The 20,427-nt window shown below is 58.0% G+C and carries 22 protein-coding genes; 9 read left to right on the forward strand and 13 right to left on the reverse strand.

The window, feature by feature from the left end; translation table 11 throughout:
* Positions 1 to 97 precede the first annotated feature (97 nt).
* Together ACZ0A4_RS07890 and ACZ0A4_RS07895 are read right to left on the reverse strand one after the other, a co-directional pair.
* Positions 98 to 1,162 carry an NAD(P)H-dependent flavin oxidoreductase gene (locus ACZ0A4_RS07890; protein ID WP_463573950.1) on the reverse strand — a complete coding sequence of 355 codons (1,065 nt, stop codon included), beginning with the start codon at positions 1,160 to 1,162 and terminating at the stop codon, positions 98 to 100.
* A 98-nt stretch (positions 1,163 to 1,260) separates the two neighbouring features.
* Complete coding sequence (locus ACZ0A4_RS07895; protein WP_463573952.1) at positions 1,261 to 3,699, reverse strand: autotransporter; 2,439 nt, start codon at positions 3,697 to 3,699, stop codon at positions 1,261 to 1,263.
* A 187-nt stretch (positions 3,700 to 3,886) separates the two neighbouring features.
* Between ACZ0A4_RS07895 and acuI the strand changes: the two genes are divergently transcribed.
* Positions 3,887 to 4,870, forward strand: coding sequence for an acrylyl-CoA reductase (NADPH) (gene acuI, locus ACZ0A4_RS07900; protein ID WP_463573953.1), 984 nt, complete (start codon positions 3,887 to 3,889; stop codon positions 4,868 to 4,870).
* Positions 4,871 to 4,897: 27 nt separating this feature from the next.
* Here acuI and ada read toward each other — a convergent pair whose 3' ends face one another.
* From ada to ACZ0A4_RS07925, 5 genes are all read right to left on the reverse strand, one after another.
* Complete coding sequence (gene ada, locus ACZ0A4_RS07905; RefSeq protein WP_463573954.1) at positions 4,898 to 5,965, reverse strand: bifunctional DNA-binding transcriptional regulator/O6-methylguanine-DNA methyltransferase Ada; 1,068 nt, start codon at positions 5,963 to 5,965, stop codon at positions 4,898 to 4,900.
* Between the two features lie 87 nt (positions 5,966 to 6,052).
* Positions 6,053 to 6,718, reverse strand: a complete 666-nt coding sequence (gene alkB, locus ACZ0A4_RS07910) for a DNA oxidative demethylase AlkB (RefSeq protein ID WP_463573956.1) — start codon at positions 6,716 to 6,718, stop codon at positions 6,053 to 6,055.
* A gap of 5 nt (positions 6,719 to 6,723) precedes the next feature.
* Positions 6,724 to 7,434, reverse strand: a complete 711-nt coding sequence (locus tag ACZ0A4_RS07915; protein ID WP_463573957.1) for a 2OG-Fe(II) oxygenase — start codon at positions 7,432 to 7,434, stop codon at positions 6,724 to 6,726.
* 93 nt (positions 7,435 to 7,527) lie between these two features.
* Complete coding sequence (locus tag ACZ0A4_RS07920) at positions 7,528 to 7,701, reverse strand: hypothetical protein (RefSeq protein WP_463573958.1); 174 nt, start codon at positions 7,699 to 7,701, stop codon at positions 7,528 to 7,530.
* Positions 7,702 to 7,729: 28 nt separating this feature from the next.
* Positions 7,730 to 8,032, reverse strand: a complete 303-nt coding sequence (locus tag ACZ0A4_RS07925; protein WP_016984992.1) for a DUF1883 domain-containing protein — start codon at positions 8,030 to 8,032, stop codon at positions 7,730 to 7,732.
* 210 nt (positions 8,033 to 8,242) lie between these two features.
* On the opposite strand from ACZ0A4_RS07925, the gene ACZ0A4_RS07930 reads away from it, so the two are divergent.
* Complete coding sequence (locus ACZ0A4_RS07930; RefSeq protein ID WP_095120936.1) at positions 8,243 to 8,599, forward strand: hypothetical protein; 357 nt, start codon at positions 8,243 to 8,245, stop codon at positions 8,597 to 8,599.
* Positions 8,600 to 8,670: 71 nt separating this feature from the next.
* Positions 8,671 to 8,901 carry a hypothetical protein gene (locus ACZ0A4_RS07935; RefSeq protein ID WP_007912247.1) on the forward strand — a complete coding sequence of 77 codons (231 nt, stop codon included), beginning with the start codon at positions 8,671 to 8,673 and terminating at the stop codon, positions 8,899 to 8,901.
* 3 nt (positions 8,902 to 8,904) lie between these two features.
* On the opposite strand, the gene ACZ0A4_RS07940 is transcribed toward ACZ0A4_RS07935, so the two are convergent.
* Entirely contained in the window at positions 8,905 to 9,192 is a 288-nt protein-coding gene (locus ACZ0A4_RS07940) for a hypothetical protein (RefSeq protein WP_397483404.1), read from the reverse strand.
* A gap of 135 nt (positions 9,193 to 9,327) precedes the next feature.
* Entirely contained in the window at positions 9,328 to 9,513 is a 186-nt protein-coding gene (locus ACZ0A4_RS07945; RefSeq protein ID WP_007912238.1) for a hypothetical protein, read from the reverse strand.
* Positions 9,514 to 9,771: 258 nt separating this feature from the next.
* Between ACZ0A4_RS07945 and galU the strand changes: the two genes are divergently transcribed.
* Entirely contained in the window at positions 9,772 to 10,611 is an 840-nt protein-coding gene (gene galU, locus ACZ0A4_RS07950; protein WP_007912230.1) for a UTP--glucose-1-phosphate uridylyltransferase GalU, read from the forward strand.
* 128 nt (positions 10,612 to 10,739) lie between these two features.
* Entirely contained in the window at positions 10,740 to 12,098 is a 1,359-nt protein-coding gene (gorA, locus tag ACZ0A4_RS07955) for a glutathione-disulfide reductase (RefSeq protein ID WP_008082669.1), read from the forward strand.
* Here the strand turns inward: gorA and ACZ0A4_RS07960 are convergent.
* Complete coding sequence (locus tag ACZ0A4_RS07960; RefSeq protein ID WP_463573959.1) at positions 12,095 to 13,111, reverse strand: DNA-binding protein; 1,017 nt, start codon at positions 13,109 to 13,111, stop codon at positions 12,095 to 12,097. The two genes, gorA and ACZ0A4_RS07960, sit on opposite strands and share 4 nt — an antisense overlap.
* 177 nt (positions 13,112 to 13,288) lie before the next feature.
* Here ACZ0A4_RS07960 and ACZ0A4_RS07965 point away from each other — a divergent pair, with 177 nt between their 5' ends.
* The 3 genes from ACZ0A4_RS07965 to ahpF all read left to right on the forward strand — a co-directional run bounded on the left by ACZ0A4_RS07965 (position 13,289) and on the right by ahpF (position 16,615).
* Complete coding sequence (locus ACZ0A4_RS07965; protein ID WP_463573960.1) at positions 13,289 to 14,227, forward strand: site-specific integrase; 939 nt, start codon at positions 13,289 to 13,291, stop codon at positions 14,225 to 14,227.
* Between the two features lie 137 nt (positions 14,228 to 14,364).
* On the forward strand, positions 14,365 to 14,928 hold the full coding sequence (ahpC, locus tag ACZ0A4_RS07970) for an alkyl hydroperoxide reductase subunit C (RefSeq protein ID WP_007912224.1): 564 nt from the start codon (positions 14,365 to 14,367) through the stop codon (positions 14,926 to 14,928).
* Between the two features lie 124 nt (positions 14,929 to 15,052).
* Positions 15,053 to 16,615, forward strand: a complete 1,563-nt coding sequence (gene ahpF, locus ACZ0A4_RS07975) for an alkyl hydroperoxide reductase subunit F (RefSeq protein WP_463573961.1) — start codon at positions 15,053 to 15,055, stop codon at positions 16,613 to 16,615.
* 267 nt (positions 16,616 to 16,882) lie between these two features.
* Here the strand turns inward: ahpF and gloA are convergent, their stop codons facing one another.
* Complete coding sequence (gene gloA / locus ACZ0A4_RS07980; RefSeq protein WP_463573963.1) at positions 16,883 to 17,404, reverse strand: lactoylglutathione lyase; 522 nt, start codon at positions 17,402 to 17,404, stop codon at positions 16,883 to 16,885.
* Positions 17,405 to 17,543: 139 nt separating this feature from the next.
* Here gloA and ACZ0A4_RS07985 point away from each other — a divergent pair, with 139 nt between their 5' ends.
* Entirely contained in the window at positions 17,544 to 18,062 is a 519-nt protein-coding gene (locus tag ACZ0A4_RS07985) for a DUF4946 domain-containing protein (RefSeq protein ID WP_463573964.1), read from the forward strand.
* A 219-nt stretch (positions 18,063 to 18,281) separates the two neighbouring features.
* On the opposite strand, the gene ACZ0A4_RS07990 is transcribed toward ACZ0A4_RS07985, so the two are convergent.
* Positions 18,282 to 18,647 (reverse strand): histone-like nucleoid-structuring protein, MvaT/MvaU family, encoded by a 366-nt coding sequence (locus ACZ0A4_RS07990; protein WP_077573093.1) that lies wholly within the window; start codon positions 18,645 to 18,647, stop codon positions 18,282 to 18,284.
* 234 nt (positions 18,648 to 18,881) lie between these two features.
* Complete coding sequence (locus tag ACZ0A4_RS07995; protein ID WP_463573965.1) at positions 18,882 to 20,417, reverse strand: EAL domain-containing protein; 1,536 nt, start codon at positions 20,415 to 20,417, stop codon at positions 18,882 to 18,884.
* Between the last annotated feature and the right edge of the window lie 10 nt (positions 20,418 to 20,427).

A 20,427-nucleotide genomic window follows, 5' to 3' on the forward strand; every position in this document is an offset into this window, starting at 1 on the left:
ATTCGCTATATAGAGAAATATATAGCGAAATGCCGCCAAACGGGAAGTGTTGGTTAAAACCAGAGTGAGGATGCTTGAATCCTCACTCTGTTTAGCGTCACTGGCGAGTGAGTTTTGCCAATGCACCTTCGGCCAATTGCCGGGTCAGTTCCGCACTGCCAATGTCTTTGCCGAGAGTGAATGCCTGACCGGCCCAGAGGTTGGCAAACGCTGCTTCGTTGATCGCTCGCAACGGCATCAGCGCACCACCGGCCAGAGGAAATGCCGGTGCCTTCGGCGACATCGGGCCCAGTTCACGCATGACGCGGTTGAAAATACCCCGCGCTGGTCGCCCGGTGAAGATATTGGTGATCGCCGTTTCGCTCTCTTTGGCGGTACGCAGCGCTTTGTGGTGAGCGGCGCTGACTTTCGCTTGCGGCGTGAACAGATAGGCTGTGCCGACCTGTACTGCCGAGGCGCCCAACAAGAACGCCGCCGCCACACCGCGAGCATCGGCGATGGCCCCGGCAGCAATCACCGGCACTTCCACAGCATCAACTACCTGAGGCACCAGGGCAAACGTGCCGACCTGACTGCTCAGATCATCGCTGAGAAACATGCCGCGATGGCCGCCGGCTTCGTAGCCCATGGCGATAATCGCGTCGCAGCCGTGCTGCTCCAGCCAGATCGCTTCATCGACAGTGGTGGCCGAGGAGAGAATTTTCGCCCCGGTTGCCTTGACGCGGTCGAGCAGGGATTTCTCTGGTAGTCCGAAGTGGAAGCTCACGACCTCAGGTCGAAATTCTTCCAGCACTGCACAGGCCGCCGCATCGAACGGCGCCCGGTTGGACACCGGCGTCGGCGCAGCGAAATCGGCACCCAGTTCGCGGTAGTACGGCTCCAGCAGATGCTTCCAGTCACGTGCGCGTTGCTCATCGGCCGCCGGTGGCTGATGGCAGAAAAAGTTGACGTTGAAGGGCTTGTCGGTGTGCTGGCGAATGGTTTTCAGTTCTTCGCGCAATTGCTCGAGACTCAGCATCGCCGCCGGCATCGAACCCAGTCCACCGGCATTGCACACGGCGATGACCATGGACGAATTCGTCGCGCCGGCCATCGGGCCCTGGATGATTGGCAGTTCAATACCGAGCAGGTCAAGAATGCGGGTGTCTGGCCATTGACTCATGACGGCTGTACTCCAAACGATGAAAGGCAGAGCCGGTTTTCTATCAGTAAAACCGGATCCGCAGCCAGTCCGAAATTCAGAACAACCCGTGCAGTTTTTCAGCGTCGATGGAATCCGCCGCCACCGCCACCACCGAACGAGTGATTCATGAATTGCGAGGAGTCGTGAAAATTGTTGGTGCGCTGGTTGCCGAAATTGCGTGCGGCGGATTCACGGTTAAGGTTCTGCAACTGGGCATTGTTGTCGACGGGGGCAGAGCGAGTCGCGCCGCCCCCGACCATCGATTGCCAGCCATTGTCGGTTTTCTTGTACACGTTACCGTCGTGTCCCGCGTAGACGCTGTCGCCCACATGTGCAGCGCCGCCATTGCGCCCTCGAACGCCGCCATATCGAGTGGTGTCGCCGGTGCTTGGGTTGTACACGGCGCCGCGATTGGCGGTGACCTGCGCGCCGTTGCGCGCATTGCCGGCGGTAACGCGTTCGCCGGCAATGGCGCCCCCATTCGGTCCAACTGCCACGCCACTGCGCCCGGCTGCGTAGTTGCCGGTGTAGACGTTATGCACGCCACCGCGTTGACCGGCAGCCGCGACGCCGGTGCGTGAGTTGTAGGAAGCGCCGACCTGACCGGCCCAGCGATTACCGGTCCAGGCGTTGTACCCAGCGCCCGAGCGACTGACCGTCGCTCGATCACCCCACTGATGGTAGATATTACCGGTGGTCCCGGCCCAGCCACCTGGACCCCAGGCCACCGCGCCTCCGTGATACCCGTAAGCGGCTCCACCCCAGGCCAGTGGCGCCGGATACAGGTGCGGTCCCCAGGCGTAACCCCAGCCGTAATTGCCCCACCACGGATATGCGCCCCAACCCCAGCCCATCGCCACGGTGCTGCCGCCCCAGCTCCAGCCGAAACCGAAACCGAAGGACCAGCCGGTCCACGGCGTATAGCGAATGGCGACACCGAAACCGTAAGTCACCGGCGGGCCATACCAGACGCTGCCCACCCAGGGCGTGTAGGGATAACCGGTGCCATACACCACGACGCCTGTGGCCGGATCCAGATTTGAACCCTGATAACCCGGCGTGTAGCCGACCACCACGGTATCGCCGCTGGACTCGTAGACTTTGACGTAGGTGAGGTAATGCATGGGCGAATCCGGCGGGATCGAATAGATCACCGCCGGCACAGAGCTGGCCACAACCCAAGGACCATTCACGGCAGTGGCGGTGAACCAGATACCGTTTTCCACCGCGTACCAACTGTCGTTCCCGACACGGATGATGGGCGTTGCGCTGTTGACCACGTATTGCAGGGTGGTGGTGTTGATGGCTTTGAGTTGCGGCTCGCCATCGAACTGTGGCGCGGTCATTTTTACCGCGCTTTTCTTGATCGCTGACGTTTGGGGAATGGTCGCGGCAATGGCGGCTTCCTTGGCTTGCGGGGTGCCGGCGACCGAAGCCTTGACGTTTTCCTTCGGGCTGTCGTCGGGGATGTTGGCGAAATCTGCCGGCAGCTTGTCTGCCCGGGTAAACGTCCACGGGCCATTCATGTCACTGGCGCGAAACCAGCGTCCGGAGATCAGCACATAGCTGTTCTGGTCACCGATTTCCTTGAAGATGTGCCCGGTGGTATTGCTGACATACAGCAAGCCTGTGCCCTGAATCGGCGACCATTGCGCCGCGCCATCGGTGACCAGCAATTCGGTGGGCATGGTTGCGACGAAAATCCTTGGCTGTGGTGGTTTGGCCAGACTGGGGATCTTGTCTTTCGGGTCGCTTTGCCCGGTCAATAGATCCACTTGCCGGCTCTGAATGGCGGCCTGCCTGGCTTTTTCAAGATCCGCAGGTGCAGTGGCGAGACGTATGTATGTGCCATTGATCTGGTCGGCAACCATCCAGCCATCGAAGACGTGCAGGTAATGTTTGCCCTGTGCGTCCTTCAACAACAGCGGGCGAGTGTTGATCACCCGTTGCAGCGCCGTGCCGTCTACCGGCCGGTAGGCCGCATCGCCATCTATATAGACGAGCAGGGCGGGTACATCGGAACTGATGATGCTCGGGGGGGTGTTTTCCAGTGGCGCGTTGTTAGCTTTTTGTTCTGCCGAGAGTACGCCGACAGCAGCTTCGAGTTGATCCAGCGAGATGGTTTTCTTGCGATTCTCGGCGTCTTTCTGCAGTGCCGCGACCCAGGTGTCGGCTTGACTGACATCAGCCGGGAAATCGGCTTTGATGATCTTGTAGTGATCCAGCGCGACCCAGCGCGTAGCCTTGTCGACCAGCGTATGCGCGCTGAATTGCACGATCCCGTAAGTGGACTTGCCGTCGGCAGCGGTGGCTTCAACGGCCGCGCGGGCATTGAGGGTATAACCGTCCCAACTGTCGAGTTGCGGCTGATACACCGTCAGCTTCGCCTTGCCGCTGCTGATGACTTGCGGCCAGGCCGGTTCGCTCGGAGCCTCGGTGGCCGGCACCGCCCAGGCGCTGCCGAACGTCAGCAGGCACAGCACCAACACCACGAACAACGAGCGCGGGTAAGACATTGTCAGCTCCATCGACAGGCCGAATTCTGAAGGAATAACGGCGAAACCACGACCGTCGAAAAAGCATAGTCGCCTGCCAAGGAAATACTCGGTGGATTCGCCGATTGGCGCAAAGTCGAATGTGGCAGGGTGTTGCGATGTGGTATTTCAAGGTACGACATTCTGAAAACAGCCATGCGAGGCAGTCATGTTCAACGCCATTGTGATCGACAAAGACGACAGCGGTTGTCGCGCCAACCTGCAGCAGGTCAACGAAGTGCAATTGCCCGAAGGCGATGTCACCGTCGCTGTTGCGTACAGCACGCTGAACTTCAAGGATGGTCTGGCGATTACCGGCAGCAGTCCGGTGGTGCGCAAGTTTCCGATGGTGCCGGGGATCGACCTGGCGGGCACCGTAGAAGCCAGTTCGCACCCCGACTATAAGGTGGGTGATCAGGTGGTGCTCAATGGCTGGGGTGTCGGCGAAAATCACTGGGGTGGTCTGGCGCAGAAGGCGCGGCTCAATGGCGACTGGCTGATTCCTTTGCCCAAAGCCTTTACCGCGGCGCAAGCCATGGCCATCGGTACGGCGGGCTATACGGCGATGCTGTGCATTCTGGCGCTCGAGCGTAATGGCGTGACGCCGGACCAGGGCGAAGTGCTGGTGACGGGCGCCAATGGCGGCGTCGGCAGTTTTGCCATCGCGCTGCTGAGCAAGCTTGGCTACAGCGTCGTCGCCTCCACTGGTCGCGTCTGCGAGCACGAGTATCTTCAGCGATTGGGCGCCGGCGAAATCATCGACCGGGCAACATTGTCAGCGCCCGGCAAACCGTTGGCAAAAGAGCGCTGGGCCGCGGTGATCGATTCGGTCGGTAGTCATACTTTGGCCAATGCCTGCGCCAGCACTCGCTTTGAAGGCACCGTCGCGGCATGTGGTCTGGCGCAAGGTATGGATTTCCCGGCTTCGGTCGCCCCATTCATTCTGCGCGGCGTGACCCTCGCCGGCATCAACAGCGTGACCCAGCCCAAGGCTCGCCGTCTGGAGGCGTGGGATCGTTTGGCCAGGGACCTGGATTTCTCGTTGCTGGCATTGATCAGCCATGAAATCGGCCTGAGCGAGGCCATTGATGCGGCGCCGAAGTTACTCGCCGGACAGCTTCGCGGGCGGGTTGTGGTGGACGTCAATCGCTGACAGCCGCCGACGAGGCGGGAGGTCCGCTCAGGACGTCGTCTCGCGCTGCAGCAACTGACGCTTGCGCTCGACGCCCCAGCGATAGCCCGAAAGATTGCCATCGCTGCGCACCACGCGGTGGCAGGGGATCGCCACCGCCAAACGGTTGGCCCCGCACGCCTGCGCCACCGCACGCATGGATGTCGGTGCGCCAATGCGCTGGGCAATCTCGGCGTAGCTGGCTGTATGACCCGCCGGGATTTCCCGCAGCGCCTGCCACACGCGTTCCTGAAACGCAGTACCGCGAACGTCCAGCGGCAGATCCAGGCCAAGCGCCGGGGCTTCGATAAATCCCACGACCTTGGCGATCAGTTGCTCGAATCCGGCATCAGCGCCGATCAGGTTGGCTTTGCGAAACTGATCCTGCAGATCGCACACCAGTTGATGCGGATCGTCACCCAACAGAATCGCGCACACCCCGCGCTCGCTTTGCGCCACCAGAATTGCTCCGAGCGAGCATTGGCCGACGGCGAAGCGGATGTCGTTGTTCTTCCCGGCCGCGCGATAGTCGCCGGGTTTCATCCCCAACAAATGATCCGCTGATTCATAGAAACGGCTATTGGAATTGAAACCGGCGTCGTACAGCGCATCGGTTACGGAACCGCCGTCTGCCAGGCGCTCACGGACTTTGCGCGAGCGATGGGCTGTCGCGTAGCCCTTGGGCGTCAAACCCGTCGCGGCTTTGAACACGCGATGGAAGTGAAACGGACTCAGTCCGGCGGTTTGCGCCAGTTCATTCAGTGCCGGCAAGGTCTCGGCCGATTCGATATGGCGGCAGGCAATGGCGACGGTTGCGGCATGCTGCGCGGCGACATCACTCTGATCCTTGGTGGCTCGTTTGCTCGGCCGATAGCCGGCAGCCTCGGCCTGTTCAGCGGTATCGAAAAACTCGACGTTCTGCGGTTTCGGCAAGCGTGAGAGGCTGCTTGGGCGACAGTAGATGCCCGTAGTTTTCACCGCGTAGACAAATTGCCCGTCCGCCTGAGAGTCTCGGGCGATCACAGCGGCCCAGCGTGGATCGTTTTCAATCGTGAAGGTGGTCGAAAGCGTTTTCATGAGGGGGTATCCGTTGACCTGTTTGATTCAGGTTAACCAGCGTCGCAAGGCACAACACTCCGGGCCTTGCGGTCAAACTTTTGCGGGTTATCCGGCCACGCGAAAGGTCAGATTGATCCGCTGTTCACCCAGACGTGGATGCCGACCCTGCTTGATCGGCAACACACCGTGATAACGCAAGCGATCAACGCCGCCCCAGACCACCATGTCGCCATGCAGCAAGGCAATGCGCTGGCTCTTGTCGCTGCGATTGAAGCCACCGAAGAGGAACATCGCCGGCAACCCGAGTGACAACGAAACGATCGGTGCGCTGTAGGCCTTTTCGTCTTTGTCCTGATGCAATGACATCTTGGCGCCGGGGACATAGCGGTTGATCAGGCAGGAATCGGTGTTGAAGTCAGCAAATCCGGCCTGTGCTGCTGCCGAGTGCGCCAGCTCCGAGAATACTTCCGGCATCGCTGGCCATGGCAAATCACTGAGCGGATCGACGCCTGAATAACGGTAACCATGGCGATCAGTGATCCAGCCCAATGGCCCGCAACTGCTGGTGCCTACCGACATGCTGAAGCCGCCCGGCGTGACCATGTGGCGCAATGGCGCCGCGGCAAGAATTGCATCCAGTGCCGGCAGAATCTGCTCGATCAACGGCAGCGCGAAACCGTGCAGCACCCACGATTGCTCGCCAATCTTTTCTGTGCGGGGGCGTTGCTCGGTTTCATGATCGGCGAACAGATCGAAAGTATTCGGGTGCATGGTGGTCAGGTGGCGTCGTGAAAGATAATGCCTAGGGTATGCCTTTTTCCACTGTGCAGGCGACTGACGCCGTGGCGCATCGTCACCCGATAATCACCGCGCACGCCTTTGGCGGGGCGCTGGTTGACGGCAAAGATCACCGCGTCACCTTTCGTCAGGTCCAGCACGTGAGGTCGGGATTGCATGCGCGGGCGCTGCTCGGTGAGCACGAATTCTCCTCCAGTAAAGTCTTTTCCGGGTTCTGACAGAAGAATCGCCACTTGCAGCGGGAAAACCGATTCGCCGTACAAATCCTGATGCAGGCAGTTGTAGTCCTGCGGGCCGTATTGCAATAGAAGAGGGGTAGGGCGTATCTGGCCAGCAGCACGGCAGCGCTGAAGAAATTCGGCGTGGTTCGCCGGAAAACGCTCGGGCAGGTTCATGCGTTCGTACCAGCGATTGGCCAAGGTAACCAGGCGCGGGTACAGCGCGCCGCGAAGGCGTTCTACCGGTGTCGGCAGGGGATAACGAAAATATTTGTACTCGCCGCGACCGAAACCGTGGCGGGCCATGATGACCTGCGAACGAAACGGTTCGGTCTGCGGATACAGTGCACTCAATTGATCACAGGTTTCGGCCTGCAGCAGCGAACGGATGATCGCGCAGCCGTCCTGATCCAGTTGCTGCTCAATGCTTGCCCAGTCGAGCGAATCCAGCCGGGAGGGTGACATCGACATGCTGACTCCTTGACTCATGGTCAAAGAAAGTCAGTCTGGGCAGGGCCTCGCGGCAGAACACTCCGCCGCTTGCGGTCGAATTCCTGTCGATGCTTACAGCGCTTTGCTGACGGCGATGTCGCTGATCACCTCTTGCGGCTGATGGATTTTGTCCAGTTCAGCCTTGGCTTCTTCTTCAGTGCCGTTTTCCAGTTGCGCGAACTCGAAGCGGCGTTCACCGTTGAGTTTGTACTTGATGACGTATTTGGTCGTTTGGGCCACGGTCATGCATTCCTTTCTGGTTGAGCGGCGTGTCTCAGCTGAGTTTGGTGCTGGAACGACGGATGATCTTGATCGAGTGGGTCAGGGTCGGCTTGCGCGTGACGCTGATCGGCCGACGGTTGACGGTGTCGATGGTGATGTTCCAGAAACCGGTGCTCGGCGCGGTGATACGGGCCGGGAAGGTGTCGAAGGCGCCGCCGTGATAGGTGTGACGGCCGCCGTTCTTGAAGCTGCGGAAGTTGGCGTCGTTCATCAAACGGATGTTGCACATTTGCGAGCATTGGATGACGACGATGTCGTCTTCGTTGAGGTGTTCGCGCTGGTGAATGAATTTCATGGGCGCCTCCAGAAGGGCTTTTTCTACAAAATCAAAACGATAGCTTGTAATTGCGCGCAGTTTATCAGCCCGCACGGGTTATTATCTGGCCGTCGGGCGTTGGTTTGACAATTTTGAACAGATATTCGCGATTGGATGCGGGTTAAATGCAGAAGGCCCCGGAGAAAAACGGCATTTGTGCTGTCGGACGGTCTTTAACGGAGGTTTTGTATGAAGTGGGGTGTGGTGTGTCTGCCGTTGGTTTTGGCTGTGGGTGGTTGTGCGAGTGTTTCGGAAATCAATGAAACGCTGCCGACCGTGAGCGTAATCTCCGGCAAGAAACCCCATGAATATGCCCAATGCCTGGCCGAGAAGCTGGCGGACAGCCGCGGTGCGCTGCAAATGCAGCCGCACAAGGACGGGGTTCGGGTCATCGTTCCGGGTAAATTTTCCACCGGCGCGGCAGCGGTATTTGATATCGAAGATCGCTCCGGCGGCAGCAGCATCAAGTTGCATGAGCGCATGTCGAATGTGCCAGTGCGTCCGCGTGATGTGCGAAACGCTGCCAATGCGTGTATTTCCGGCTGATAGACTGACAGTCATCAGCACCGATGCCGTCGCAGTCATGCTGTGACGGCATTTTCATTTCTGGAGTCGCGATGAAGCGAGAGCAAGTACGGGAGCGCCACGTAGAGGGCCTGATCTCTGCCACCCATGTCATCCAGAACCCGGCGAATCCGGGGGAGTGGATCGTGTTTTTCAAGAAGAGCGCCGGCCGCAGTTACTTCCTGGTCGACGAAAACGACGAAGTCGAGTCGTTCAACCGCCTCGACGATCTGATCGAAGTCGTGCGTGGACTCGGGATCAAATTCGCCGAAATTCATATGTAAGGTCTATTTGCAGACCACGACAACGCTGCGGTTCTTGTAGTTGCCGACATCGACGCCCAGGGTTTTGTCGCTCTCTTTGGGCTGGGGCGTCCCGTCAGTGCCAACGATGCGATAACCGGTGCCCGCGCAAGACGCATCGGCCTTTTCATAGCATGTCGCCCAGGAATTGGCTTCGCCGGAGCAATCGATCGACAGGCCCTGTTCACCGTTGTTCAGGTACGTGGGTTGGGAGGTCGCACAGCCGGCCAGTGCCAATGCCGCAATCAGGGGCAGCCATTTTTTCAGGGTCATGTTCGGGGTCTTCAGCAAGGGGGACTAGACGCTCTGACAGCGCCGGTGTGAAAAGGTTATAGCGTTTGGCCACTTGTTTGTACGTAGGCACAAAAAAGCCCTGCTCAAGGCAGGGCTGGGGCATATCGCAGCAGATCAGTCCTGATCTTTGCCACGGCGCTTGGCCGATGCCGGAGTGTCCGTAAATACGGAAGCAACATCGGTCGCCATTTGTTCGCTGTCGAAAGGCCCGGCGATGTGCTCGCCATTGGTGGTGGTCAGCGTCCACTTGCCGTCTTTCTTGTCGATCACATACCCATTGATGATTTTTACCGCGGCCATCTATCTGTCTCGTTCGCTGGTTCAAAGGCGCCATGATACCGGCAAATGCTCGCATTGGGGGGCGATGAGCGTATGGTGATTCAGTTTGTCTGCAGCTTTGAGCTACGCTGATCTGGCTGCGCCCGGATGTCGATGGAACTATCGGCGAGAATATTTCTCTATGTTGGCATCGGTTAGCCAGTGCGGGGCATTGTAAGGTGCACGCCGCCTGATTAGACTGCGCCGAAACTCGTACACACAGCCCTTTCAAGGACTTATATGATCAAGAAATGCTTGTTCCCAGCAGCCGGTTACGGTACTCGCTTCCTGCCAGCGACTAAAGCCATGCCTAAAGAAATGCTGCCGGTGGTAAACAAGCCACTGATCCAGTACGGCGTTGAAGAAGCTCTGGACGCTGGCCTGACGGAAATCTCCATCGTGACCGGTCGTGGCAAGCGTGCTCTGGAAGACCACTTCGACATCAGCTACGAGCTGGAAAACCAGATCAAAGGCACCGACAAAGAGAAATACCTGGTCGGTATCCGCAAGCTGCTCGACGAGTGCTCGTTCTCCTACACCCGTCAGACCGAAATGAAAGGCCTCGGCCACGCGATCCTCACCGGCCGCCCGCTGATCGGTGACGAACCATTCGCCGTGGTACTGGCGGACGACCTGTGCGTCAACCTTGAAGGCGACGGCGTCCTGACCCAGATGGTCAAGCTGTACAAGCAGTTCCGCTGCTCGATCATCGCCATCCAGGAAGTCGATCCGCAGGAAACCAGCAAGTACGGCGTGATCGCCGGCGAGATGATCCGCGACGACATCTACCGCGTGCACAGCATGGTCGAGAAGCCAAAGCCGGAAGACGCGCCGTCGAACCTGGCGATCATCGGTCGTTACATCCTGACCCCGGACATCTTCGACCTGATCGAACAGACCGAGCCAGGCAAGGGCGGCGAAATCCAGATCACCGACGCCCTGATGAAACAAGCCCAGAACGGCTGCGTCATGGCCTACAAGTTCAAAGGCAAGCGTTTCGACTGCGGTGGTGCTGAAGGCTACATCGAAGCAACCAACTTCTGCTTCGAGAACTTCTACAAGACTGGCAAGGCTTATTAAAAGCGCTTGATTGGTTTGCAAGAAAAACCCGCTTCGGCGGGTTTTTTCATTTTGCGCCCCCATATGACTGGCAGTGCTTGCCCAATGGGTGGCTGCAGGTATGCTGAGTCCCTGCCGAGGAGATAGAAATGGCCTACGATTTTGACCTTTATGTAATTGGTGCCGGTTCCGGCGGTGTGCGCGCTGCGCGTTTTGCGGCCGGTTTCGGTGCGAAAGTGGCGGTGGCGGAGAGCCGCTATCTGGGCGGGACCTGTGTCAACGTTGGCTGCGTGCCGAAAAAATTGCTGGTGTACGGCGCGCATTTCGCCGAGGACTTTGAGCAGGCGTCCGGTTTTGGCTGGAGCCTGGGCGAAGCGAATTTCGATTGGGCGACGCTGATCGCCAACAAGGATCGCGAGATCAATCGGCTCAACGGCATTTATCGCAATCTGCTGGTCAACAGTGGCGTGACCTTGCATGAAGCGCACGCGAAGATTGTCGGCCCGCATGAGGTTGAGGTGAATGGCGAGCGCTTTACCGCGAAGAATATTCTGATTGCCACCGGTGGCTGGCCGCAGATTCCGGAAATTCCGGGGCGCGAACACGCGATTGGTTCCAATGAAGCGTTCTTCCTCAAAGAGCTGCCAAAGCGTGTGCTGGTGGTGGGTGGCGGTTATATCGCGGTCGAGTTCGCCGGGATCTTCCACGGCCTCGGCGCGAACACCACGCTGCTGTATCGCGGTGATCTGTTCCTGCGCGGTTTCGATGGTTCGGTGCGCAAGCACTTGCAGGAAGAACTGACCAAGCGCGGTCTGGATCTGCAATTCAATGCCGACATCGCGCGTATCGACAAGCAGGCCGATGGCAGCTTGAAAGCCACCCTGAAGGATGGTCGTGAGCTGGAGGCGGATTGCATTTTCTACGCCACTGGCCGGCGCCCGATGCTCGACAATCTCGGGCTGGAAAATACCGATGTGCAGCTCACGGACAAAGGCTTCATCAAAGTCGATGAGCAGTACCAAACCAGTGAGCCATCGATTCTGGCGCTGGGCGATGTCATCGGTCGTGTGCAGCTGACGCCCGTGGCGTTGGCGGAAGGCATGGCCGTGGCGCGACGCCTGTTCAAGCCAGAGCAATACCGTCCGGTGGATTACAAGATGATCCCGACGGCGGTGTTCAGCCTGCCGAACATCGGCACGGTCGGTTTGACCGAAGAGGAAGCGCGCGAGGCCGGCCACGATGTGGTGATCTTCGAAAGCCGTTTCCGGCCGATGAAGCTGACCCTGACCGAGTGTCAGGAGAAAACCCTGATGAAGCTGGTGGTCGACGGCAAGACCGACAAAGTTCTCGGCTGCCACATGGTCGGCCCGGACGCGGGCGAGATCGTTCAGGGCCTGGCGATTGCGCTGAAGGCTGGCGCGACCAAGCGCGACTTCGACGACACGATCGGGGTACACCCGACGGCCGCCGAAGAGTTTGTGACTATGCGTACGCCGGTCGGCGCTTAAGCGTCTTCCGGTTTGGCTGGGTCTGGCGCTGCCGCAACGGTAGCCGCCAGACGCTGGCTTTCTTCCAGGCTTGCATGAGCCCTGTTCAATTCATTTTCCAGTGACTGGTTGAGCAGCGTCTGCTCCTCGATGCTCTGTTTGAGTGTCTGGCTTTCCAGGGTGGCTACGCGCAAGCGTTCCTGGAGGAGGGTGCGCTCACTGTCGACGCGGGTCGCTTGTTCCAGTAACTGATCCTGACGTTGATTGCTCTGCTTGAGCTGGTCCTGCAGCAAGCTCAGTTCGCGCTGCGTGCCACGGTTCTCCGTGAGCAGGCGTTCGTTGTCGCGGTGCAGTTGCGTGATTTCGTCCTGACGGACCAGTGCACTTTGCTGTGCCTGACGCAATTCAGCCTGAATCTGCTGCACTTGCGCTTCGTGGCGGCTCTGTTCCTGCTCGCGCTGCTCTTTGCTGGCGTTGCGGTAGTGCTCCAGTGCATCGCGCGCGTGCAGGTGTTTTTCTTCCAGCGAGCGGATCTGCTCGTCCTTGTCCTGCAGGCGCAATTCAAAGTCGGCCAATGCCTGATTCAGCCCGGCATTACGGGTCTGTTCGGTTTGCAGCATCGACCGTGTGTTGCCAAGCGCTTCAGACTCACGCTCTAGCGCAGCCCCTTGAATGTCGTGATCGTGTTCGAGCTTTTCCAGAGCCAGGCGCGTTTGTTTCAGCTCCGACTCCAGTGCTTCGCGCTGCTCCTCAAACTGTTCGCGAGCCTGCTCGATAGGCTCTTGCGCCTGTTCTTTAAGGCGTTGGGCGAGGCGCGAGACGAGGGCGGTCAACTCGTCATCGATAGGCTCTGCCGAGGCTTCAATGGGCTGAGCCCCGTCGTCCAGCTCTTTCAGGTAGCGATGGATCGTGGTTTTCGAGCCGGTGTTGCCCATTTCAATGCGTACTGCATCGATGCTCGGGTGTTCGCCACGGGCGAGGATCGCTGTGCGCGCGATCTGCACAAGAGCTTTGGTAATGCCGCCACGGGCCATGTGAACTCCTACGGTTACGTACTGTGGTACATGCCACTAAAGTACGCAGTGTACCATTCAGAAAATAAAGGTAAACCTTTGATAATAGAGACGCGGGATATACTGGTATTACCCAGTCTCAGACGGCAAAATGCATTTCTGCATCCTTGTATCAGTACGCCAGCGAGAAAACAGCCCATGAGCGATCTGGATCGCTATCTGCAAGCCGCCACACGTGACAACACCCGCCGTAGCTATCGGGCGGCCATTGAGCATTTCGAAGTGAAGTGGGGTGGGTTTCTACCGGCGACCGCCGATAGCGTTGCGCGTTATCTGGTGGCACACGCGCAGGAACTGTCGATCAATACGTTGAAACTGCGTCTGTCGGCGCTGGCGCAATGGCACAACAGCCAAGGGTTTGCCGATCCGACCAAGGCGCCGGTGGTGCGCAAGGTTTTCAAAGGCATTCGCGCGTTGCATCCAGCGCAGGAGAAACAAGCCGAGCCGTTGCAGTTGCAGGATCTGCAGCGCGTCATCGATTGGCTTGAGCATGAAATACAAACCGCGAGAGAGCAGCAGGACCGCCCGTTACTCCTCAAGGCTTACCGTGATCGCGCCTTGATCCTGCTGGGATTCTGGCGCGGTTTCCGCAGCGATGAACTGTGTCGCTTGCAAATCGAGCACGTGCAGGCACAGGCCGGCAAAGGCATCACCTTGTATCTGCCGCGCAGCAAGGGCGATCGGGAGAATCTCGGGCAGACCTATCAAGCTCCGGCATTACTCAAGCTTTGCCCGGTGCAGGCCTATATCGATTGGATCACCGAAGCCGCATTAGTTCGCGGTCCGGTTTTCCGCAGCATCGACCGCTGGGGCAATCTGAATGAAGAGGGCTTGCACGCTAACAGCATCATCCCGTTATTGCGCCAGGCCTTGCAGCGCGCCGGGATTGCCGCCGAAAACTACACCAGCCATTCCCTGCGTCGTGGCTTTGCCACTTGGGCACACCTAAGTGGCTGGGATCTGAAATCGTTGATGAGTTATGTCGGCTGGAAGGATATGAAGTCCGCGATGCGTTATGTTGAAGCCAGCCCATTCCAGGGGATGGCTCGGATTACGGATAAACCGGCTACGTCGTAGAGATCGTTTTCTTCTATTAATACAGTCAGCTAATAGCGAAAACAAATCAGCAGCATCAGGTTTGCCAATGAGCCATCCGTCGAGTGAGTGGGTAGGATTCACCCATCAACTTCATAACCCCTGACGGAGAGTCATCAATGCCTATCATCAACAGCCAAGTAAAACCGTTCAAAGCTACCGCGTTCAAAAACGGCGACTTCGTTCAAGTCTCGGACGCTGACCTGAAAGGCAAGTGGTCGGTCGTGTTCTTCTACCCAGCCGACTTCACCTTCGTTTGCCCAACCGAGCTGGAAGACCTGGCTGACAACTACGCTGCGTTCCAGAAGCTGGGCGTAGAGATCTACAGCGTTTCCACCGACACCCACTTTGCTCACGCTGCCTGGCACAACACTTCGCCAGCCATCGGCAAAATCGAATACACCATGATCGGCGACCCGACCCACGCCATCTCCCGCAACTTCGACGTGCTGATTGAAGAAGTTGGTCTGGCTGACCGTGGCACCTTCGTGATCAACCCTGAAGGCCAGATCAAAATCGTTGAACTGAACGATGGCGGCGTTGGCCGTGACGCTTCCGAGCTGCTGCGCAAGATCAAGGCTGCTCAGTACGTTGCTGCTCACCCAGGCGAAGTTTGCCCAGCCAAGTGGAAAGAAGGCGAGGCCACTCTGGCGCCGTCTCTGGACCTGGTCGGCAAGATCTAAGTCTGTGACACGCAACGCAGGGCGGTACGCCGCACCTTCTTAAGTACGCTGCACCGCCCAATAAAAATGCCCGGGCGAGATTCGCTCGGGCTTTTTTTCGCCTCAAATAAAGGAAATCGCCCGTATGTTGGACGCCAATCTTAAAGCCCAGTTGAAATCGTACCTGGAACGGGTCACCCAGCCGATCGAGATCGTTGCCTCCCTCGACGACGGTGCGAAATCCCGTGAAATGCTGGAACTGCTGAAAGACGTTGCCAGTCTTTCGAGCCAAATTACCTTGATCGACAGCGGTGATGATGCACGCAAGCCATCGTTCTCGATCAATCGCCCGGGCGCTGACATCAGTCTGCGTTTCGCCGGCATCCCGATGGGCCACGAATTTACTTCGCTGGTGCTGGCCTTGCTGCAAGTCGGCGGCCACCCATCGAAAGCCAGCGTTGAAGTAATCGAGCAGATTCGTTCGCTCAAAGGCGAGTTCAGCTTCGAGACTTATTTCTCGCTGTCCTGCCAGAACTGCCCGGACGTGGTTCAGGCGCTGAACCTGATGGCGGTCCTCAACCCGAATATCCGCCACGTCGCTATTGACGGCGCGCTCTTCCAGGACGAAGTCAACGATCGCAAGATCATGGCCGTGCCGAGCATTTACCTCAACGGTGAAAACTTCGGTCAGGGCCGCATGGGTCTGGAAGAGATTCTGGCTAAACTCGACACCGGCGCGATCGAGCGTCAGGCCGAGAAAATCAGCGCGAAAGAAGCCTTTGACGTATTGGTTGTCGGCGGTGGCCCCGCCGGTGCTTCGGCGGCGATCTATGCCGCCCGTAAAGGCATCCGCACCGGTGTTGCCGCTGAACGTTTCGGCGGACAGGTGCTGGACACCATGGCCATCGAGAACTTCATTTCCGTACAGGAAACCGAAGGGCCGAAACTGGCCACAGCGCTGGAAGAACATGTCAAACAGTACGACGTCGACATCATGAACCTGCAGCGCGCCGACAAGCTGATCCCGGGTAAAAACGGCGAGCTGCATGAAGTTCACTTCGCCAGCGGTGCGACCCTCAAAGCCAAGAGCGTTATCCTGGCGACCGGTGCGCGCTGGCGTGAAATGAACGTGCCGGGCGAGCAGGAATATCGCAACAAAGGCGTGGCGTACTGCCCGCACTGCGATGGCCCGCTGTTCAAAGGCAAGCGCGTGGCGGTGATCGGCGGCGGTAACTCCGGCGTTGAAGCGGCTATTGACCTGGCCGGTATTGTGTCCCACGTCACGCTGCTGGAGTTCGACGTACAACTGCGTGCCGACGCTGTATTGCAACGCAAACTGCACAGTCTGCCGAACGTCACCGTGATCACCAGTGCGCAAACCACTGAAGTCACCGGTAATGGCGAGAAGGTCAACGGCCTGCGTTACAAGGATCGCAACACTGACGAGTTGCGTAGCGTCGAGCTGGAAGGGATTTTCGTGCAGATCGGTTTGCTGCCGAACACTGACTGGCTGAAGGGCACCATCGAGCTGTCGCCACGTGGCGAGATCATCGTCGATAACCGTGGTGAAACGTCGATTGCAGGCATCTTCGCTGCTGGCGACGTGACCACTGTGCCGTACAAGCAGATCGTGATTGCAGTAGGCGAGGGCGCCAAGGCTTCGTTGAGTGCATTTGATCACTTGATCCGCACTTCGGCGCCGGCGTAAGCGTCAGGCCTGGAATGAAAAACCCGTGAGCGATCACGGGTTTTTTATTGCGTGTGAAAAGCTGCCCCTCACCCCAGCCCTCTCCCGAAGGAGAGGGAGCCGACCGAGGTGTCTGGCGTTTTCCATCGACCTGAAAGCGCCAGTCGATTATGGATTCAACGCCAATCGTTCAGGTCGGCGTAACTCTCCAATATCCCCCAATCAGTCCCCTCTCCCTTTGGGCGGTCCGACGTTTCGGGAGGGTTAGGGTGAGGGGCTTTTCAGCTTTTACAGTGGCGCTGGCTGAATGATCTCGACCCAGTAACCATCCGGATCCTTGATGAACGCCAGGCTCTTCATGCGGCCATCGCTCAGGCGCTTCTGGAAGTCGCAGCCCAACTCTTCAAAACGCGCACAGGCCGCGACGATATCCGGCACCGAAATGCAGATATGACCAAAACCACGCGGGTCAGTGTTGCCATTGTGATAGGCGAAATCTGCGTCGTTCTCAGTGCCGTGGTTGTGAGTCAGTTCCAGAATGCCTGGAATCGACTTCATCCACTCGGTACGAGCAGCGGCGTCGGACGGGATCTGTGCCTTGTCGACCAGCGCGAGGAAATACAAGCTGAATTCCGCTTCCGGGAAATCACGCTTCTCGACCAGCGAGAAACCCAGTACGCGGGTGTAGAAGTCCAGGGATTTGGTGATGTCTTTGACACGCAGCATGGTGTGGTTGAAGACGAAGTTACGGGTTGCGCTGTCTGGCGTGGCGGTGACGCCAGGGAAAGTGTTGAGTTCGTGCAGGCTCATGGGCCCTCCAATAACTATGGGCGAGTGAATGGGCGCAATGATACGCATGCCTGCCGGCATCGCCAAATGAAAGGGCAGACTTGCCCTGCGTGCGGGCGAGCCTCAGACTTTACCGCTCAATCTGCGAGTGCGCCCGGCAATGATCCGACTGTTCAAATCCCTGTTTGTTTTTTCTGCGTTGTCGCTTGTGGCTGTCTGCGCGTCAGCGGACGAACCGAGCATTACCTGGCCGGCCGGCTGGGAAGTCGAGGCACTGCCTGAGACAAGTGCACAGGTTTCCCGTCAGCGTGCGGTGAAGAATGACGCCGATGGCAATCAGGTCATGGTGATGGAATTGACCATGACTCAGGTTGAGAAGGACCATCAGGTCAATTTGCAGGGCGTGCTGCTGGAGATGCGCAAGTCGATCCAGAAGGACTTCTTCCAGGGTGGCTATCAAAGTGTCTGCAACAAAGTGCATCCGGCCAAGCTAGGTACTTTGCCGGCACTGGAAACCACTTGCACGATCACCGAAAACGGTCGACATGTGTTGTCGCAAACCTTGGTGGCGGCGGTCGAGGCGGACAAGGCTTATGTTCTTTCCTACGCCGGACAGGCGGAGGTTTATAAGGCAAGCGCAGACGAGATAGTGGCGCTGAGAAACAGCTTGAAACTTTAAGTCGCTGTACTCTTCAAGGCTTGATTAGATACCCGAAGGGATTAAGCACAAAGTTTAACGAAGGCCTGCGATCGCAACATTGCGCAGCAAAATGTTTAGCTTTCTGACTCAGCAACGTTACAGAAAAGTCGAAAATTGTTAGATGAAATTCATTTCATTTGTTAGATATTGTCAATAAAAAAGCCCTGCATCATGCAGGGCTTTTTTGTTGGCACGGGATTAACCGCGCAACCAGGAGTCAACGGTGGCCGCACCGTATTGTTCCTTCCAGGCTTTCAGGCCGCGGTGGTTGCCGCCCTTGGTTTCGATCAGTTCACCGGTGTGCGGGTTGTGATAAACCTTGACCACGCGAGCGCGGCGGGTTTTAGGCGCAGCAGAGGTCTGCAGACCGGATTTTGCCGGGTTCGGATCGAGGATGGCGATGATGTCTTTCAGGCCTTTGCCGTAGTGTTTCATCAGCCCCTGGAGCTTTTCTTCGAATTCGATTTCTTTCTTGAGCCCGGCATCGTTCTTCAGCGATTCCAGCTGCTTGAGCTGTTCCTGAAGGGCCTTTTCAGCTGCACGAAATTCAGCGAGTCTGGACAATATCTTTACTCCAATAGTGTGTTTGGCTGATACCAACCGCAAACAAAGCTATAAGCCAAGAGCCTTGAAGCGACTCGGTGATAAATGGCTCACCTGCCAATCTTGCTCAGGTTGAAAAAATTGTAGTAGTTAATGCGCCAAGAGTAAATCCTGATGTTGTCTTCATGTAACAACTGCGGTCTTTTGTATCAATTTGGTGCGCCTGATCGGGACGCTCGTCTTAATCCGGCTTAGTTAATGGTGAGTTAATGCGTTGATGAAGTCCGTCGCCGGCATCGGTTTGCCGAACAGGTAGCCTTGCAGAAAGTTGACGTGATGTGCGGTCAGATAATCGGCTTGCGCCTGAGTTTCGACACCTTCGGCAACAATACCCAGATCAAGCTTGGCCGACAGTTCGATAATGGTGTCGAGAATGTGTCGGGACAGCGCATCGACGCCGATCATGGCGACGAAACTCTGATCGATCTTGAGGAAATCCACATTGAATTTGCGCAAGTAGCCGAGGCTTGAGTGACCGGTACCGAAGTCGTCAATCGCGATCTTCACGCCCAGTGCATGGAGTTGCTCGAACAGTTGGCGGGTGATGTCGGTCGGCTCGATCAATTCGCGCTCGGTCAGCTCCAGCACCAGGCTGATGCTGTCGGGCGCGAACGCGGCTAGAAACGTTCGGCAGTCCTCCACCAGCTCCAGGTCCTTGCAATGGCTGGCGGTGATATTGATACCGATATGAAACGGCGAGGTGAACGCTGGTGACAACGGCCCCAGCAGCGCTGCAGTCTGTTGCATCAGTGCGCGAGTCATCGGCACGATCAACCCCGAATGCTCGGCGAACGGAATAAACAGATCCGGGCGCACCAGGCCTTCTTTGGGGTGAGTCCAGCGCATCAAGACTTCGGCTCCCGACCATGCCTTGCTGTCGCCATGCACCACGGGCTGAAAGTAAGGAATGAACTCGCCTGCCTCGAGCGCCCGGAGCATCTCGTGGCTCGGAGACGTAGAGCGCTTTTGCAAGACATGGCCGATGGCCCCCGACACCACACCAAAAAAGATCAACAGACTGAACAGCGGCGGATATTCATCGGCCATGTAGCGCCAGGTTTCGCCCTCGGGAAACCCCGCAGAAACGCTGAACGCATAACGCGAGGAGTCCAGCGTGTTTTGCGCTATGGGCAACGCGGGCAGGGCGCCGGTGTGTACTTTGCCGTCGGCCGACAGCCAGTTGTCGCCCACTTGCAGCACCAGCAACATGTGCCGGCCGATCAGACGCAACATGTTGCTCAGATGGTAACCGTCCAGTGTCGTGAGGGCGCCGCCGCGACCTTCGCTGAGCCGATAGACCAACAGGGCGGTGTTGGGTGTGACGGGGTTGCCATTCATCAGCCACAACTTGCCCTGGTTGTAGTCACCCGCGTTGACGGCTTCCTTGAAGTCGCCAAACAACGAGCTGCAATAGAGGTTGTCGTCCCACACCAGATTGGTCGAGCGTACAAACGGGCGGCGGGTCACCTGCTCGCGCAAGGCGAGTTTGACGCTCTCGCAGGTCTGGCCGGCCAGTGGCAGCAATTCCTGGGCGGCTTGGGCGGTGTTGTCGAGCATCAATTCGAATTGGCCCAACGCCTCTTCGGCAGTCTGTTGCGAGCCTTGTTCCAGCGTGCGTTCGGCCTGCATATAAAGAATCGCGCTGCCCAGCAATACCGGAAGCAATCCGCTGAGCAGTGTGAAAACGATGCGGGTGTTGCGTTTGCGGCGGGGTTTGACGGTCAACGGCATGGGCGCATCC

It is taken from the genome of Pseudomonas sp. AC172 (genome assembly GCF_979258595.1).

Excerpts from the sequence above, each read along its gene's own strand:
- ACZ0A4_RS07890 (WP_463573950.1), bottom strand. The coding sequence starts at position 1,162 with ATGAGTCAATGGCCAGACACCCGCATTCTTGACCTGCTCGGTATTGAA.
- ACZ0A4_RS07895 (WP_463573952.1), bottom strand. The coding sequence starts at position 3,699 with ATGTCTTACCCGCGCTCGTTGTTCGTGGTGTTGGTGCTGTGCCTGCTG.
- acuI (WP_463573953.1), top strand. The coding sequence starts at position 3,887 with ATGTTCAACGCCATTGTGATCGACAAAGACGACAGCGGTTGTCGCGCC.
- ada (WP_463573954.1), bottom strand. The coding sequence starts at position 5,965 with ATGAAAACGCTTTCGACCACCTTCACGATTGAAAACGATCCACGCTGG.
- alkB (WP_463573956.1), bottom strand. The coding sequence starts at position 6,718 with ATGCACCCGAATACTTTCGATCTGTTCGCCGATCATGAAACCGAGCAA.
- ACZ0A4_RS07915 (WP_463573957.1), bottom strand. The coding sequence starts at position 7,434 with ATGTCGATGTCACCCTCCCGGCTGGATTCGCTCGACTGGGCAAGCATT.
- ACZ0A4_RS07920 (WP_463573958.1), bottom strand. The coding sequence starts at position 7,701 with ATGACCGTGGCCCAAACGACCAAATACGTCATCAAGTACAAACTCAAC.
- ACZ0A4_RS07925 (WP_016984992.1), bottom strand. The coding sequence starts at position 8,032 with ATGAAATTCATTCACCAGCGCGAACACCTCAACGAAGACGACATCGTC.
- ACZ0A4_RS07930 (WP_095120936.1), top strand. The coding sequence starts at position 8,243 with ATGAAGTGGGGTGTGGTGTGTCTGCCGTTGGTTTTGGCTGTGGGTGGT.
- ACZ0A4_RS07935 (WP_007912247.1), top strand. The coding sequence starts at position 8,671 with ATGAAGCGAGAGCAAGTACGGGAGCGCCACGTAGAGGGCCTGATCTCT.
- ACZ0A4_RS07940 (WP_397483404.1), bottom strand. The coding sequence starts at position 9,192 with ATGACCCTGAAAAAATGGCTGCCCCTGATTGCGGCATTGGCACTGGCC.
- ACZ0A4_RS07945 (WP_007912238.1), bottom strand. The coding sequence starts at position 9,513 with ATGGCCGCGGTAAAAATCATCAATGGGTATGTGATCGACAAGAAAGAC.
- galU (WP_007912230.1), top strand. The coding sequence starts at position 9,772 with ATGATCAAGAAATGCTTGTTCCCAGCAGCCGGTTACGGTACTCGCTTC.
- gorA (WP_008082669.1), top strand. The coding sequence starts at position 10,740 with ATGGCCTACGATTTTGACCTTTATGTAATTGGTGCCGGTTCCGGCGGT.
- ACZ0A4_RS07960 (WP_463573959.1), bottom strand. The coding sequence starts at position 13,111 with ATGGCCCGTGGCGGCATTACCAAAGCTCTTGTGCAGATCGCGCGCACA.
- ACZ0A4_RS07965 (WP_463573960.1), top strand. The coding sequence starts at position 13,289 with ATGAGCGATCTGGATCGCTATCTGCAAGCCGCCACACGTGACAACACC.
- ahpC (WP_007912224.1), top strand. The coding sequence starts at position 14,365 with ATGCCTATCATCAACAGCCAAGTAAAACCGTTCAAAGCTACCGCGTTC.
- ahpF (WP_463573961.1), top strand. The coding sequence starts at position 15,053 with ATGTTGGACGCCAATCTTAAAGCCCAGTTGAAATCGTACCTGGAACGG.
- gloA (WP_463573963.1), bottom strand. The coding sequence starts at position 17,404 with ATGAGCCTGCACGAACTCAACACTTTCCCTGGCGTCACCGCCACGCCA.
- ACZ0A4_RS07985 (WP_463573964.1), top strand. The coding sequence starts at position 17,544 with ATGATCCGACTGTTCAAATCCCTGTTTGTTTTTTCTGCGTTGTCGCTT.
- ACZ0A4_RS07995 (WP_463573965.1), bottom strand. The coding sequence starts at position 20,417 with ATGCCGTTGACCGTCAAACCCCGCCGCAAACGCAACACCCGCATCGTT.